The sequence below is a fragment of the Nonomuraea sp. NPDC049378 genome, assembly GCF_055586745.1.
In genome coordinates this window covers 244,637-259,758 of record NZ_JBVJHP010000006.1, presented here as the reverse complement: position 1 = coordinate 259,758, position 15,122 = coordinate 244,637, and the positions used below count along the sequence as shown (strand labels likewise).

Below are 15,122 nucleotides of genomic sequence, written 5' to 3'. Positions count from 1 at the left end.
GTTCTCCGCCCTCCAGGAAGAGGGGGGTGAGGCCGGCGTCGCGGACGGTGGGGGCGGCGGCCAGGCCGGACTGGCCGCCGCCCACGATGGCGACCGGGTCAGGGGATCTGTGCATGACCGGGACGATATATCTCTGTTTTCAGATATGTCAAAGCATGGATATGGTGGTGGAATGACTCGGCAGGAGGTGGTGATGGCCCAGCAGACGGCGCCCGGCGCCGAAGCCGCGCCGGACAGCGCTCAGTGCTGCCCGGCCGCCCCGCAGCCGGAGGCGACCGCCGAGATCAGCCCGGCCGTGCACGCCTTCCTCAAGGCCCTGGCCAACCCGGCCCGCCAGCGCATCATGCTGCTGTTCGCCCGCGGCGCCGAACTGTCGGTCAACCAGGTCGCCGAGCTGGCTCACATCGGCCAGCCCCGCGCCTCCGAGCAACTCGCCGAGCTCAAACGCGGCGGCATCCTGACCTCCCGCAAGCACGGCAAGGTCGTGCTCTATCGCGCGGACAAACAGCGCGTCGTCCAAGCGCTCGCCGACCTGCAGGAATACCTGCGCTACTGCTGCTGACCAGGCCCGGCCGGGGGACGGTCGCCAGAACTCGTCGGCCTGCCCCTCGCTCCACGCCGCCCCGACGGTGTGGCCGCCACGGCCGCGAAGGCCCGGCACCCTGCCGTTCGGGCCAGGTCTCCGGCAGGGCCGGCAGCAGGTGCACTTCACCGGTGTGGCGCAGCAGCAGCATCTCCGCGATGCCGGACGTCGCGCCGAAGTTGCCGTCGATCTGGAACGGGGGGTGCGGGTCGAACCTGTTGGGCGCGAGCCGGGCCGGCGTGACGAGGGCGCGGACCATGTCGTGAGCTCGCCCGCCCTCCTCCAGCCTGGCCCAGTAGTTGATCTTCCAGGCAGGCGGTCGTGCCGGGAGGAGCCTACGAACCCGCGGCCCGGCTGCTGGTGTGGCGGCCCGCTCCCACCGGATCGTTCGCGGTCGCGGTGGTCACGGCGGGAACGTCCGACGGGCCGGGTGCGTCCGGACATCGGTGTGCCGGTGTGCCTTCGCGGCCGGTCAGGACCGGCTCCATGGCCTGCCACGGATGGGATCCGCCGTCCGAGGGAGGCGACAGCGTGACGGTGAACGCACTGTCGGTGTCGCCGAGCGGCAGTCCCTACGTGCGGGTCCATCGCTGGTTGGACGCGCCGGTGCAGGTCCAGATCTGCAGCCTGGTGCCGTTGGCCGTGGCGTTGCCCGCCACGTCCAGGCATTTGCCCGCCCCGACGGCGGTGATGCTTCCGTCGGTGTTGAAGCGCCATTGCTGGTTGCTCTGGCCGTTGCAGTCCCAGATGATGACACTGGTGCCGTCGGCGGTGGCGGCGTTGTTGACGTCCAGGCACTTGTTGCCGTAGACGCGCAGCTCGCCGGCGGTGGTGGAGGTCCACTGCTGGTTGCTCTGCTGGTGGCAGTCCCAGATCACCACCTGGGTGCCGTTGGCCTGGGAGGCGCCGTTGACGTCGAGGCACCTGCCGGAGCCGACCCCCTGGACGCGGGTGGCGGGCGGGGTGGCGGTGCCGCCGCTGACCCGGTACACGACGGTGCCGTGCGCGGGGACGCTCGCCGAGATGCTCCCTGTTGTCGTGGTGACGGCGTTCGTCCAGGCGTCGCGGAGTGTGAACGGGCCGCCGGTCAGGCCGATGGCGGAGGCGGTGGTGCTGATCGTGGTGGTGCTGCCGCCCTGGTTGAACAGGGCGACCGCGACGTCGCCGTCGCTCAGCCGCTTGGCCAGGATGCGGCGGGTTCCGTCGTTGGTGACCTGGGTGGCCTGGAGGCCGAGCGGGTCCTGGTTGATGGCGATCAGATTCTGGTTCTTCATGATCGTCGCGGTCGCGTCGTCCATGTTCCGGACGTCGTTCCCGGCGATCAGCGGGGCGGCCATGACGGCCCAGAGGGCGAAGTGGCTGCGCATCTCGGTGTCGTTCATGCCGCCCCGGCCGACGACCATCATGTCGGGGTCGTTGAACTGCCCGGGCCGGGCGTTGCCCGCGAGGGGGACGTTGACGTTGACGATGTTCTGGATGCCCATCGGGTAGCCGTTGGTCTGACCGGTGTTCCAGGCGTTGGTGATGTCCTCGGTCGTGCGCCAGATGTTGGCGACGTCGCCCCAGTTCCGCTGTGGGCCGGTCTTGTCGTGGATGCTGTTGGAATTGATGCTGTAGAGGATCGGCCGGCCGGTGGCGGCCAGCGCGTCGCGCATCTTGGCGAAGGTGCGCACCTGGTCGTCGATGGTGCCGGTGGGGGAGCACCAGTCGTACTTGAGGTAGTCGACGCCCCAGGCGGCGAACTGCCGGGCGTCCTGGACCTCGTGCCCGAGGCTGCCGGTCGCGCCCGGGTAGGCGCCGAAGTACTGGGCGCAGGTCTTGTCCAGCGGCGCCTGGTAGAGGCCGAACTTCAGGCCTCTGGCGTGCAGGTGGTCGCCGAGCGCTTTCATGCCGCTGGGGAACCGCGACAGGTTGGCCTGGAGGTTCCCGGCCGAATCGCGGTTGGGGTCGAACCAGCAGTCGTCGACCACGACGTACTCGTATCCCAGGTCGCGCATGCCGGAGCTGACGAGCGCGTCGGCCGTCTGTTTGATCAGCGTTTCGTTGATGTTGCAGCCGAAGGTGTTCCAGGTGTTCCAGCCCATCGGCGGGGTGCGGCCCACGCCGTTGTCCAGCGCCTGTGCCGGAAGAGCCGAGCCGGCCGCCGCGGCGCCCGTCGTCAGGGCCAGCAGCACGGTGACGCTGAAGGCGAGTCGTTTCCTGCTCATCGATGTCTCTCCTCAACGGGTCGGAAATGCCGGCTCAGGGGACGGGGCTGTGGATCCGTCCCCTGAGCCCGCCGGTCAGGCGCAGGTGAGTGCGGGGAGTCGCCGCGCTGCCGGTGGCGGTGAAGCCGAAGGTGGTGCTCGTGCCGGCCGCGAGCGAGCCGTTCCACGACTCGTCGCGGACCGTCATGGAACCCGCCCTGCCAGGTGCTGGTGACGCGGATGGTCGCCGTGCAGGTTCCGGGAGGTCGGGGTGCCCTCGGCGGGCTCGGGCGGGCTCTGCGCTCAGGGGCACGGAATCCCTTTCCACGGATCAGGGGGTGCAAGGGGAAATGTTAACGCTAACATCTTGTCCTGCAGGGACGCATGGGCATCTTCCGGTGACGTGTTGCCGCGGAGTACATCCGACCGGCCGGCTGGTCGTCAACGAGGGTGAACCCCTGCCGATCCCAGACGCTGCCGCCGGAATGCCTCTCGCCAGGAGTTTCGTCTCCACGGAGAACGCGTCGCACCGACCGTGCAGGTGAAAGTTTCACCCGTCGGCGCCCTATAGCTTGTGGCGGATCTGGAGTTAAGTTGCTGCCGCCCACGCCGGGGCACCGGCCCTGCCCGGCGGTCCAGCAGGCGTGTCACCGCGGTCGCCGAAAAGGTCCGCGGCTCTTCCGCCGGGCCGATACCGCAGCGTGGTGCCGTCGCCGGCGCGGCGGCTTCGGCGAATCCGTCGGTGCGCGTCCTATCGCGACGTCAGGAGTGGCGCGGCGGCGTTCAACAGCGCGCGGGACAGAAAGGGTGGATGATCTTCATTAAGTTTCTGTCAGGCGAACGGTTGACGAGCCGCGTCAGGGGCCTTTACCTTCCCTGCAGAAAGCGTTGGCGCGAACAACGGTGCCAGGGAGACAGTCGCTCGTCCGCGACGCCCGGTGCCGGACCTGTTGTTCGCGTTCTGCGGGCCCGGCCGAGACATCGTTCGACAGCATCCCCCGTCTGGGAACCGGCGCGGGCCATTCCGGATGGGAGCGCTCCCGAGACCGGTGTCGCCCGCGATCACCCGAACCGACGGGCGCCAAGGGGGCGCGGATCAGCGCCGACAAGCCAGAGGAGGAGACATGACGCATGTCCGGAAAGAGCCCGCGAGCAGGGAGCGGATGTGGCCGAGCCGGAGAAGCGTGCTGGCCACGATGGGGGCCCTGCCGGTCCTCACGGCCTTGACCTCGGCCGCGACCGCCGCGCCGGCCGCGGCGGCCACGGCGGTCATCGATCCGACGGCGCGGCGGCAGACGATCCGGGGCTTCGGCGGCATGGCTCACGCGGCGTGGATCGGCGACCTGACGGCCGCCCAGCGCGAGACGGCGTTCGGCACAGGCGACGGCCGGCTGGGGTTCAGCGTGCTCAGGATCCCCGTCCCCGAGAACCAGGCGGACTGGAGCCGTGACCTGGCGACGGCCAGGCGCGCGGTCGAGCTAGGGGCGACGGTCATCGCGTCGCCCTGGAATCCCCCCGCCTCCATGGTCGAGACCTTCGTCCGCGGCAGCCAGACCGACGCCAGACGCCTCAGGCACGACATGTACGGCGCCTATGCCCAGCACCTGAACGACTTCGCCGCCCACATGCGGAACAACGGCGTGAACCTGTACGGCATATCCGTGCAGAACGAGCCCGACTACGCGCACGACTGGACGTGGTGGACCCCCACCGAAATGGTGCGGTTCTTACGCGAGAACGCCGGCTCGATCAGCACCAGGGTCATCGCGCCCGAGTCCTTCCAGTACCTGAAGAACATCTCCGATCCGATCCTCAACGACTCCGCGGCGCTCGCCAACGTGGACATCATCGGGGCCCACCTCTACGGCACGCCGTACGCGAACTTCCCCTACCCCCTCTTCCAGCAGAGGGGCGCGGGCAAGGAGCTCTGGATGACCGAGGTCTACCACCCCAACAGCTCCGATTCGGCGGACCTGTGGCCGCAGGCGCTCGACGTGGGGGAGCACATCCACCACGCCATGGTGGACGCCGAGTTCCAGGCGTACATCTGGTGGTACATCAGGCGTAGCTACGGTCCCCTGCGGGAGGACGGCCAGATCAGCAAGCGCGGCGCCTGCATGGCGCACTTCGCCAGGTTCGTCCGGCCGGGGTACGCGCGGATCGAGGCGACGGCGAACCCGGCGTCGAACGTCTACGTCTCGGCGTACGCGGGCGGTGACTCCACGGTCGTCATCGTCGCCGTCAACAAGGGCACCTCCGCGACGAGCCAGCAGTTCAGCCTGGCGAACAGCTCCGCGTCCAGCGTCTCGTCCTGGCTGACCGACGCGAGCAGGAACCTCGCCTCCCAGGGCGCGACCGGCGTGTCGAACGGCTCCTTCACCGCCACGCTGCCCGCCCGCAGCGTGACGACCTTCGTGACCGGCGTGACCCAGACCCCCGGCGGCATCGACACCAGCGCCTGGTACGCGCTGGTCAACCGCAACAGCGGCAAGGCCCTGGATGTGTACAACCTGTCCACCGCCGACGGCGGGCGCATCACCCAGTGGTCGCGCAACAACGGCAACCAGCAGCAGTGGCAGTTCGTCGACTCCGGCGGCGGCTACTACCGCGTCAAGTCCCGCCACTCCGGCAAGGTCCTGGACGTCTACGACTTCTCCACCGCCAACGGCGGCGCCATCGTCCAGTGGGCCGACCACAACGGCGCCAACCAGCAGTGGCGGACCGCGGACAGCGGCGGCTACCTCCGCCTCATCAGCAGGCACAGCGGCAAGGCCCTGGAGGTCCAGAACGCCTCCACCGCCGACGGCGCCAGCATCGTCCAGTACGACGACTGGAACGGCGCCAACCAGCAATGGCAACTCGTGCGGGTCGGCTGACGCCCTCCCGCCACCCGTGACGGCACACGGACCACCCGACCTCCAGGAGTGTCCGGCGGGCTGGTGCCGAAGGACTGAGCCGAGCGCAACCCCTCATGGAACGAGAAGCGAGATGTCTGATCTATCGCGAAGACAAGTGCTGAGATTCGGCGCGGCCGGCGCCGGAGCCGCGATGTTGCCGCTGTCCTGGACGGCCGCCGCCCGAGCCGCCTCGGCGCCCCCCGCGGAGGTGCGCGCCGCGAACGACCTGGCGCTCTGGTACGACGAGGAGGCAGGCACGGACTGGCTGCGCGCGCTGCCGATCGGCAACGGCCGCCTGGGCGCCATGGTGTTCGGCAACGCCGGCACCGAGCGCCTGCAGCTCAACGAGGACACCGTCTGGGCCGGCGGTCCCTACGACCAGAGCAACCCCCGGGGGGCGGCGGCGCTGGGGCAGATCCGGCAACTGGTCTTCCAGAACCAGTGGAACCAGGCCCAGACCCTGATCGACGAGAACATGCTCGGCAGGCCCGCGGGCCAGCTGGCCTACCAGACCGTCGGCGACCTGCGGCTCGCCTTCGGCGGCACCGCCGGCGTCTCGGAGTACACCCGGCACCTGGACCTCACCACGGCCATCACGTCCGTGTCCTATCTGCAGAACGGCGTGCGCCACCGGCGCGAGGCGCTGGCGAGCGCGCCGGACCAGGTGATCGCCGTCCGCCTGACCGCCGACCGGCCGGGCTCGATCACGTTCTCCGCGACGTTCGGCAGCCCTCAGCGGACGACCCGCTCCAGCCCCGACGCGGCGACGGTCGCGCTCGACGGCGTCTCGGGCGACTTCGAGGGAGTGACCGGCTCCGTCCGCTTCCTGGCACTGGCCAGGGCCGTCGCCGAGGGCGGCACCGTCACCAGCTCCGGCGGCACGCTCCAGGTGTCCGACGCCGACAGCGTGACCCTGCTGATCTCCATCGGCTCCAGTTACGTGAGCTACGACGACGTCGGCGGCGACCACCGGGGCATCGCCCGGCGCCATCTCGACGCCGCGGCCGGCAGCGCGTACGACGACCTGCGCGACCGGCACGTCGCCGACCACCAGCGGCTGTTCGGGCGCACGACGCTCGACCTCGGCCGCACCGCGGCCGCCGACCAGCCGACCGACGTACGCATCGCGCAGCACGCGAACACCGACGACCCGCAGTTCTCCGCGCTGCTGTTCCAGTACGGCCGCTACCTGCTGATCTCCTCCTCACGGCCCGGCACCCAGCCGGCCAACCTGCAGGGCATCTGGAACGACTCGCTGACGCCGGCGTGGGACTCCAAATACACCATCAACGCCAACCTGCCCATGAACTACTGGCCGGCCGACACCACGAACCTGGCGGAATGCTACGAGCCGGTGTTCGAGATGATCAACGACCTCGCCGCCAGCGGCGCCCGCACGGCCCGGGTGCAGTACGACGCCGGCGGCTGGGTCACCCACCACAACACCGACGCCTGGCGGGGGACATCGGTCGTGGACGGCGCGTTCTGGGGCATGTGGCAGACCGGCGGCGCGTGGCTGGCGACCCTCGTCTGGGACCACTACACCTTCACCGGCGACCTCGACTTCCTCCGGCGGCACTACCCGGCCATGAAGGGCGCCGCGCAGTTCTTCCTCGACACCCTCGTGGAGGAGCCGAGCCTGCGCTACCTGGTCACGAACCCGTCGAACTCCCCGGAGCTGGCCCACCACTCGGGCGTCAGCGTCTGCGCCGGCCCCACGATGGACAACCAGATCCTGCGTGACCTGTTCGACGGCTGCGCCCGGGCCTCCCAGGCTCTGGGCACCGATGCCGACTTCCGGACACGGGTCCTGACCGCCCGGGACCGGCTCCCGCCGATGAAGATCGGCTCGCGCGGCAACGTCCAGGAGTGGCTCCACGACTGGATCGAGCCCGAGACCAGCCACCGGCACGTCTCCCACCTCTACGGCCTGCACCCCAGCAACCAGATCACCAGACGCGGCACCCCGGCCCTGCACACCGCCGCCCGGCGCACCCTCGAACTGCGCGGCGACGACGGCACCGGCTGGTCGCTCGCCTGGAAGATCAACTACTGGGCGCGGCTGGAGGAGGGCAGCCGGGCGCACGCGCTGCTCCGCCTCCTGGTGCGGACGGACCGGCTCGCGCCGAACCTGTTCGACCTGCATCCCCCGTTCCAGATCGACGGCAACTTCGGCGCCACGTCCGGCATCGCCGAGATGCTGCTGCAGAGCCACGCCGGCGAGCTGCACGTGCTGCCGGCCCTGCCGGCGGCCTGGCCGACCGGCACGGTGCGAGGCCTGCGGGGACGCGGCGGCTACACGGTGGACGTGACCTGGAGTTCCGGCGCGGCCACCGAGACCCTCGTCACGTTCGACCGCGACGCGACGATCAACGTCCGCAGCCGCTCGTTCGCCGGAACCGTCCAGGTGACCGACACCACGACCGGCGGCGCCGTCACCGTCACCAGACCCGAGCCCGACGTCGTCGCCCTGACCGGCCAGGCCGGCCGCGCCTACCGCGTGACGGCGTCCGCCCCGCCCGCCGCCTACGTCCGCCTCGCCAACGTCTCCACCGGCCTCGTCCTGGACAGCGGAGGCAACGTCGCCTCCGGCTCGGTGCTCAAACAGTGGAATTATGACGGCAGCCCCAACCTGCAGTGGCAGCTCCTGGACCTGGGTGGCGGCTGGTACCGCATCGTCAACCGCACCAACGGCATGGTCATCGACAGCTGGGGCGACACCGCCAACGGCGCGAGCGCGCGGCAGGCGGTCTGGAACGGCGGCAACAACCAGCAGTGGCGGCTCAACGCGGTGAGCAGCGGGCGCTGTCAGATCATCAACCGGGGCACGGGGACCGCTCTGGACGGGATGGGCAACAGCACCGTCGGCTCCACCGTGGCGATGTGGACGCCCAACAGCAGCACCAACAACCAGTGGACCGTCACGGGCACGTGAGGGCCCGGCAAGCCAGGCGGCGAAGCCGTGGACGTGGCGGAGCGCGGGGCGTCGCGGGAGCCGGTGCCGGGCTGGGAGAGCGTCGCCTCGCCATCAGGTCCGGCGGGCGTGCGACGCGGGGCGGTCGGCGAACCAGGGGTGTGGATCGAAGCCGGTGCGGAGTTCGGCCGGGGAGCGTTCTCCAGGCCGGCTACCGGCACAACCCGAAGTGCACCGGGGTCATCGGCGCGGTCCGTCTCACCTGTCGTGGAGGATCGGGCGCAGGACCTTCTCGTACGCCTTGGCGTACGTGACCATGCCCAGGTCGCTCGGATGCGATCCGTCGACCATTTCCTCCGCCTGCGGGAGTTTGTCGGCCTTGAGGTACCAGAGGTGCTTGACGCCGGAGGCGCGCAGGTTCATGTACGCCGCGTGGAGGGCGGCCGCGTTCTGGGCGTTGCGATCCCGGCGGAACTGGACGAACTGACCGTCCCCGTACCGACGGTCCTCGACGAGGAGGATGGGGGTGTCCGGGCGCGCCTCGCGCAGGATGCGGACGAAGGGTTCGGCGCGTTCGGAGATCTGCTGCGGGTTCATGTTGGGGGAGCTGTCGACGGCGTAGACCGACGCCTCGAGCTCGGTCATCAGCTCGGCGATCTCGGGTTCCATCCTCGCGTTGCCGGAGAATCCCAGGTTGATGGTGGGCATGTCGAAGCGGCGGCCCAGGAGCGCCGTGATGGACATGCCGGGCCGGGACGCCACCCCGCCCTGCATGATCGAGCTGCCGTAGAAGACCGCGGGCCTGGCGGTGCGCGGGGCGACCCCGGCGAACGAGGCGCCGGCCTCGACGCCGATCTGGAGCTGCTGCGGGCTGTTGTACAGCGGGAGGTAGGCGGTGTAAAGGCGCTCTCCGGGGTCGACCGCGAGGCCCATCTGCTGGTCGACGGTCTGCGCCGTCGGGTGCGTGTTGGCCAGCCAGGCGTCCTGCCCGGCTCCGGTGCGCGCGTACAGGTCCACGCCGCTGTGGCCGATGGCCGGCATGTGGTACATCGCGGTGGTGGCCAGGTTGAGCCGGTAGCGGGCTCGGAAGATCGTCGAGTTGGTCACGAACCGGGTCGAGAGCCCGGAGGAGTTCCTGCTCCGCACCCAGACCTCAGGGGTCACGAGGCCTTCGGCCCTGGCCGGCAGCCGGTCGTAGAAGGCTGCCGTGTCGGACCAGCCCTTGCCCTCGACGCCCCAGTGGGACACGTCGTACCAGGCGACGTCGCCCTCGACGGTGGGCGTCACCTCGACGAACTCCGTGGGCCACGCCGCGGGCGGTTGCGGGGCGGCGTGGGCCGGCGTGGGTAACAGGCCGGGTATCGCGAGGGCGGCTCCGCCGGCGCCGGCGAGTCCGAGGAGGTGACGGCGATTGACCATGTGGTTTCCCATCGGTGCTCCCTTGTCGATCGATGTTTCTCAGGGCTCGGGCCGGACGGGGAAGGCGCTGGTCGAGGCAGGGTGGTCATGCGTCGGCCCTGATGCGACGATGATCGGACCCGGCCTGACGGTCGCGGCCAGCCGTGGGACGGAGGAGTGGCGGTGCGTCGGCGCTCCGCCATGGTTCACCGGGAGGTCATGATTCCTCGGTGACTTTATGAGCTGGTATACAAGTCGTCAATACCAATTCATGGCCGTGGCGTAAAATGCGGGATAAGCGAGGGTGCCGCCGTGAAGGGCTGGAGGGGGTGGACGTGAGCGACGCAGACGCTCGTCGCGGGCGCAAGCACAACATGGTCCGGGAGCGGATCATGAGCCTGCTCGAGGACCTCAACGTGGGCGATCCGATCCCGCCGGAGCGGGTGCTGGAAGAGGACTGCGGGGTCTCCAGGCTCACGGTGCGGCGAGCCGTCGACGACCTGGTCAGGGACGGTCATCTCATCCGCAGGCAGGGCAGCGGGACCTACGTCGCGCGGCCCACGATCACGCAGTCGCCGGCGGCGTCGTCGTTCTCGATGAGCCTGCGTCAGCGGGGGATCACGCCGTCGACCCGCGTCGTCGGGGTGGAGCGCTCGGACGCGGGCGTCCGGCTGAGCTGGCGGCTCCAGATCGCGCCCTCCGACGCGATCGTGACCGTACGGCGGCTGCGGCTGGCCGACGGCGATCCGATCGCGATCGCCACCACGACGCTGCCGGACGCCCTGGTCCCCGGCCTGCCCGCCGGAGAGCTGGAGGAGAAGTCCCTCTACCGGCTGCTCGCCGATCGGTACGGGCTGAAGGTGGCCTCGGGGACCCAGACCATCGAGCCGACGGTGCTCAGCCCGGAGGAGTCCGCGATGCTCGACGCGCCGCCCTACTCTCCCGCGTTCCTGTTCCGGACCGCGACCCGCACGTCGGACGGCGTTCCCGTCGAGTTCACCCGGACGTTGTTCAGAGGCGACCGGTACATGATCACATCGGAGCTGGACCTGACGGCCACGCCGGAAGAGGACCTCGGGCACCCCCGCGGGGTGACGCACACCGCGACGTCCCTGGGCTGACGGCGGCCCTCCGGCGACTGCAATTGGTGTACAAGAGGTATTGACACCTAGAGCCTCAGATATCACCATTTCGTGCAGCGTGACCTTGCGCCCCTCTCTTCGCGGGCCTATCGATCCGAAGGCGGTCACTCATGCGCACACCCCTGTTACGCGTCGCCGCAGGCGCGCTCTCTCTCGCACTCCTCATGTTCGGGTCGGCGGCCTGCGGATCCGGCGGCGACGATGACGCCGCGTCCGCGTCCGGCGGCCCGGTGACGTGGTACACGCCGATGCCCGAGGAACCCGCTCGACGGCTGGCCGAGGCGTACGAGGCCGAGTCGGGGATCGAGGTCGAGGTGCTGCGGCAGAGCGCCGGCGAGCTCCTGGCGAGGCTGAAGGCCGAGGCCGGCCGCCCGGCGGCCGACGTGATCGGCCTGGCCAGCGGGGACGCCGGCCCGCTCGCCAAGGAGAAGCTGATCCGGCCCCACAAGTCCACCGTCGAGGGCGTCGACAAGCGGTTCGTCGACCCGGCCGGCTACTGGCACGCCAACGAGCTCATCCTGATGACCGTCGGCGTCAACGCCGAGCGGTGGAAGGAGGAGACCGGCGGGGCCCCGCTCCCCAAGACGTGGGACGAGCTGCTCCGCCCCGACCTGAAGGGCCAGCTCGTCATGCCGAACCCGACGCTGTCCGGGACCGGGTACACGTTCGTGGCGACGCAGTTCTTCCGGCACGGCGACGACGCGGCCGCGTGGAAGTTCCTCGACTCGTTCCACGAGCTGGTCGGCCAGTACACCGACAGCGGGGGAGCGCCGTCCCAGCTGGTCGCCACCGGCGAGTACGCGGCCGGCGTGTCCTTCGCCCACGACCTGCTCAACGTGCGCGGGGCCGGGTTCCCCATCGAACTCGTCTACCCCAAGCCCACCGGCGTCGTCATCTCCGGCAACGCGCTCGTCCAGGGGTCGCCGAATCCCCAGGGAGCCGAGAAGTTCATCCAGTGGCTCCAGGGCAGGAAGGCGTCCCAGATGATCGTCGACCTGGTCCACTCGTACCCCGTGCGGAACGACGTCGACCTCCCCGACGGCGCGCAGGGGCTCGCCGAGCTCGACCTCGTGGACTACGACCCGGTGCGCGCCGGCGAGATGCGCGACGCGGTGTCGAAGGAGTTCGCCAAGCGGTACGGGGTCTGACGCCGTGCCCTCGACGACCCGACGCACCGTCCAGGAACAGCGGACCGAGCAGGAGCCGGCCCCCGGGACCCGCCCGGACTGGCAGCGGCGCAGCCGCAGGCGGCTCCTGGCCGACCGGATCACGGTCGGCACCCTCGCGGTCTACGTCGGCGGCCTGCTCGTCCTCCTCGTCCTGGTGCCGACGGTGGCCATGCTGTTCGAGCCCGACGGCGAGGCATGGAGCGGGCTCGCCGAGCCGCGCGTGGCCCAGGCCGCGAAGAACACCGTCGTCATCGGCGTGGCCTCGACGCTGAGCGCCACCGTGGTCGGCTTCCTGTTCGCCTACGCCCTCAGCCGGCCCGACATCAGGGGCCGGGCCGTGCTGCGGGTGATGGCCCTCCTCCCGCTGATCTCGCCGCCGTTCGTCGTCGGTCTCGCGGTGCTGCTGCTGTTCGGGCGGCGGGGGCTGGTCACGCACGAGCTGCTGGGGCTGGACGTCAGCCTCCTGGGACTCGGCGGTCTCTGGCTCGTCCAGACGCTCGCCTTCTTCCCCATGGCCACGCTGACCCTGCTGCCGACGCTGAAGAACATCGGCTCCACCCTGGAGTGGGCCAGCCGGGATCTCGGCTGGACGTGGTTCCAGACCTTCCGCCGGGTCACGCTGCCGCTGGCGTTCCCCACGATCCTGAACGCGCTGCTCCTCGTCGGCATGTTCGTCATCACCGACTTCGGCAACCCCGTCCTCATCGGCGCCGGGTACCAGGTTCTCTCGGTCGAGGCCTACGTGCAGGCCGTGGGCAGGCAGGACTTCGGGATGGCGGCGGTGCTGTGCGTGCTGCTGTTCGTGCCGACGCTGGTCCTCTTCCTGATCCAGCGCCGCGTCCTCGCGCGGCGCTCCGCGGTGACCGTGTCGGGGAAGACCGGGAGCCTGCCTCCCGCGCCGCTCCCCGCGACGGTGCGGCGCGGGCTCCTCGCCGTCCTCGGCATGGTCAGCGTCCTGATGATCCTCATCTACGGGAGCATCCTGGTCGGCTCGTTCACCCGGGCGTGGGGCGCGGACTGGAGCCTCACGCTGGACCACTGGCAGACGGCTCTCCTGCGCGGGGACGACATCCGCAACTCCGCGCTGTTCTCCGCCACGGCGGCGATCATCACGACGATCAGCACCCTGGTCGCCGCCTACGTCGTGCACCGCACGAAGGTCGTCGGCCGTGGCGTGATGGACGGGCTCGCGGTGCTGCCGTCGGCGATCCCCGGGACGATGATCGGCATCTCGTGGCTGCTCACGTTCAACGAGGCCCCGCTCGCTCTGACCGGCACCGCGCTGATCCTGGTGCTGGTCATGGTGGTCCGCGCCATCCCGGTCGGCTACCGGACCGCCGTGACCACGATCAACCAGATCAGCCCGTCGATCGACGAGGCCGCCACCGATCTCGGCGCCTCGCGGGCCCGGGTCATCGTCCAGATCATGTTCCCCCTGCTGGGCGGCGCGTTCACCACGTCGCTCGTGTTCGGGTTCCTCCACGCGATCAACACGCTGAGTGCCGTGATCTTCCTGACGTCGCCGGGGATCGGCCTGGGCGCCCCCACCATCGTCAACCTCGCCGAGTTCGGCCAGTGGGGCGCCGCGACCGGCGTCGCGGCCGGCCTGATGGTGGTCAGCTTCGCCGGGCTCGCCGTCGCCAAGCTCGCCCTCGGCTCCCGGCTGCGGCTCTACGACCTGTGACACCTGCTGATGGAGATTCCATGATCGAACTGAAGTCGTTGTGCAAGTCGTTCGACGGGGTGCCGGCCGTCCGTGACCTCGACCTCGTCGTCGGCCGCGGCGAGTTCCTCTGCCTCCTCGGCTCCAGCGGGTGCGGCAAGAGCACCACGCTGCGGATGATCGCCGGCTTCGTCCGGCCCGACAGCGGGACCGTGCTCATCGACGGCGTCGACGTGTCCGGCTTCGGCCCGGACGCCCGGCCGACGTCCATGGTGTTCCAGGACTACGCGATCTTTCCGCACCTCACCGTCGCGGAGAACATCGAGTTCGGGTTGAAGGCCCAGAAGCTCGCCAGGGACGAGCGGGCCCGCCGCACCGAGGAGGCGCTCGAACTCGTCGGCCTCACGGGCCTCGGCGGCCGGCGGCCGAACGAGCTCTCCGGCGGGCAGCAACAGCGCGTCGCCGTCGCCCGGTCGCTGGCGATCCGGCCGTCGGTGCTCCTCATGGACGAGCCGCTGTCCAACCTCGACGCGAAGACCCGCATCCAGCTACGCACCCAGCTGCGCGAGATCCAGCGCGACACCGGGACGACGATCGTCTACGTCACCCACGACCAGGAGGAGGCGCTGGCCCTCGGAGACCGGATCGCCGTCATGAGGGACGGCTCGCTCGAACAGCTCGGCAGCGCCCACGAGATCTACCTGGCCCCGTCCAGCGGGTACGTCGCCGACTTCGTCGGCATCACGAACTGGCTGGTGGGGGAGTTCGCCGGCGAGTCGGCCGGGTCATGGGAGGTCGACGTCGCCGGCGCGGCGCTCCCGGCGACGCCCGCGGGCGCGTCGTCCTCCGTCGCTCCCGGCTCGCTCGTCGACGTGTCGGTACGCCCTGAGGACGTGTCCCTCACCGAGGAGGACGCCACCGACGGGCGGGCGCTGCGCGGCGTCGTCCGCGACGTGCAGTTCCTCGGCCCGGTCGTCCGCACGTACGTCGACGTCGACGGCTCGGTCGTGATCGTGCATTCGGCTCAGAGCGACTGGTCTCCCGGAGCGGCCGTCCGGCTGGCCGTCGGGAACGGCGCGGCGCGGGCGTTCGCCAGGACCGAGGGGGCGTGGCGCCCACCGGCTGCCGCCGCCCGGCCCGGGAGCGCCGCCGCGACCGCGGCGAGCTGAC

11 protein-coding genes and 1 pseudogene (1 of these 12 cut by a window edge) are annotated in these 15,122 nt (G+C 70.4%); 7 read left to right on the top strand and 5 right to left on the bottom strand.

Annotated elements, in window-relative coordinates; translation table 11 throughout:
• On the bottom strand, positions 1-115 hold the 5' end (the start) of the coding sequence (locus ACZ6SA_RS15530; RefSeq protein ID WP_465828444.1) for a flavin-containing monooxygenase. The gene continues 1,130 nt to the left of window position 1, outside the view; only the first 115 of its 1,245 coding nucleotides appear in the window; its start codon is at positions 113-115; the stop codon falls past the left edge of the window.
• A 57-nt stretch (positions 116-172) separates the two neighbouring features.
• On the opposite strand from ACZ6SA_RS15530, the gene ACZ6SA_RS15525 reads away from it, so the two are divergent.
• Positions 173-562, top strand: coding sequence for an ArsR/SmtB family transcription factor (locus tag ACZ6SA_RS15525; RefSeq protein WP_347642422.1), 390 nt, complete (start codon positions 173-175; stop codon positions 560-562).
• A 178-nt stretch (positions 563-740) separates the two neighbouring features.
• Here ACZ6SA_RS15525 and ACZ6SA_RS15520 read toward each other — a convergent pair.
• The 3 genes and pseudogenes from ACZ6SA_RS15520 to ACZ6SA_RS15510 form a co-directional block, all read right to left on the bottom strand.
• Positions 741-887, bottom strand: a pseudogene (locus ACZ6SA_RS15520) (glycosyl hydrolase family 95 catalytic domain-containing protein); the annotation flags it as partial.
• A 268-nt stretch (positions 888-1,155) separates the two neighbouring features.
• Entirely contained in the window at positions 1,156-2,790 is a 1,635-nt protein-coding gene (locus ACZ6SA_RS15515) for a glycoside hydrolase family 27 protein (RefSeq protein ID WP_465828442.1), read from the bottom strand.
• 34 nt (positions 2,791-2,824) lie between these two features.
• Complete coding sequence (locus tag ACZ6SA_RS15510; protein ID WP_465828441.1) at positions 2,825-2,977, bottom strand: cellulose binding domain-containing protein; 153 nt, start codon at positions 2,975-2,977, stop codon at positions 2,825-2,827.
• Positions 2,978-3,893: 916 nt separating this feature from the next.
• Between ACZ6SA_RS15510 and xynC the strand changes: the two genes are divergently transcribed.
• Complete coding sequence (gene xynC / locus ACZ6SA_RS15505) at positions 3,894-5,645, top strand: glucuronoarabinoxylan endo-1,4-beta-xylanase XynC (protein ID WP_465828439.1); 1,752 nt, start codon at positions 3,894-3,896, stop codon at positions 5,643-5,645.
• Between the two features lie 136 nt (positions 5,646-5,781).
• Entirely contained in the window at positions 5,782-8,601 is a 2,820-nt protein-coding gene (locus ACZ6SA_RS15500; RefSeq protein WP_465828438.1) for a glycosyl hydrolase family 95 catalytic domain-containing protein, read from the top strand.
• Positions 8,602-8,838: 237 nt separating this feature from the next.
• Here ACZ6SA_RS15500 and ACZ6SA_RS15495 read toward each other — a convergent pair whose 3' ends face one another.
• On the bottom strand, positions 8,839-10,011 hold the full coding sequence (locus ACZ6SA_RS15495) for an SGNH/GDSL hydrolase family protein (RefSeq protein WP_347642427.1): 1,173 nt from the start codon (positions 10,009-10,011) through the stop codon (positions 8,839-8,841).
• Positions 10,012-10,313: 302 nt separating this feature from the next.
• Between ACZ6SA_RS15495 and ACZ6SA_RS15490 the strand changes: the two genes are divergently transcribed.
• From ACZ6SA_RS15490 to ACZ6SA_RS15475, 4 genes are all read left to right on the top strand, one after another.
• Positions 10,314-11,099, top strand: a complete 786-nt coding sequence (locus ACZ6SA_RS15490) for a GntR family transcriptional regulator (RefSeq protein ID WP_347642428.1) — start codon at positions 10,314-10,316, stop codon at positions 11,097-11,099.
• Between the two features lie 131 nt (positions 11,100-11,230).
• On the top strand, positions 11,231-12,268 hold the full coding sequence (locus ACZ6SA_RS15485) for an ABC transporter substrate-binding protein (RefSeq protein WP_465828435.1): 1,038 nt from the start codon (positions 11,231-11,233) through the stop codon (positions 12,266-12,268).
• Positions 12,269-12,272: 4 nt separating this feature from the next.
• A complete protein-coding gene (locus ACZ6SA_RS15480; protein ID WP_465828433.1) occupies positions 12,273-13,973 on the top strand; it encodes an ABC transporter permease in 1,701 nt (566 codons plus the stop codon).
• Between the two features lie 20 nt (positions 13,974-13,993).
• On the top strand, positions 13,994-15,121 hold the full coding sequence (locus ACZ6SA_RS15475; protein WP_465828431.1) for an ABC transporter ATP-binding protein: 1,128 nt from the start codon (positions 13,994-13,996) through the stop codon (positions 15,119-15,121).
• Position 15,122 lies beyond the last annotated feature (1 nt).

Coding starts and splice junctions, on each gene's coding strand:
- ACZ6SA_RS15525 (WP_347642422.1), top strand. CDS start 173: ATGACTCGGCAGGAGGTGGTGATGGCCCAGCAGACGGCGCCCGGCGCC.
- ACZ6SA_RS15515 (WP_465828442.1), bottom strand. CDS start 2,790: ATGAGCAGGAAACGACTCGCCTTCAGCGTCACCGTGCTGCTGGCCCTG.
- ACZ6SA_RS15510 (WP_465828441.1), bottom strand. CDS start 2,977: ATGACGGTCCGCGACGAGTCGTGGAACGGCTCGCTCGCGGCCGGCACG.
- xynC (WP_465828439.1), top strand. CDS start 3,894: ATGACGCATGTCCGGAAAGAGCCCGCGAGCAGGGAGCGGATGTGGCCG.
- ACZ6SA_RS15495 (WP_347642427.1), bottom strand. CDS start 10,011: ATGGGAAACCACATGGTCAATCGCCGTCACCTCCTCGGACTCGCCGGC.
- ACZ6SA_RS15485 (WP_465828435.1), top strand. CDS start 11,231: ATGCGCACACCCCTGTTACGCGTCGCCGCAGGCGCGCTCTCTCTCGCA.
- ACZ6SA_RS15475 (WP_465828431.1), top strand. CDS start 13,994: ATGATCGAACTGAAGTCGTTGTGCAAGTCGTTCGACGGGGTGCCGGCC.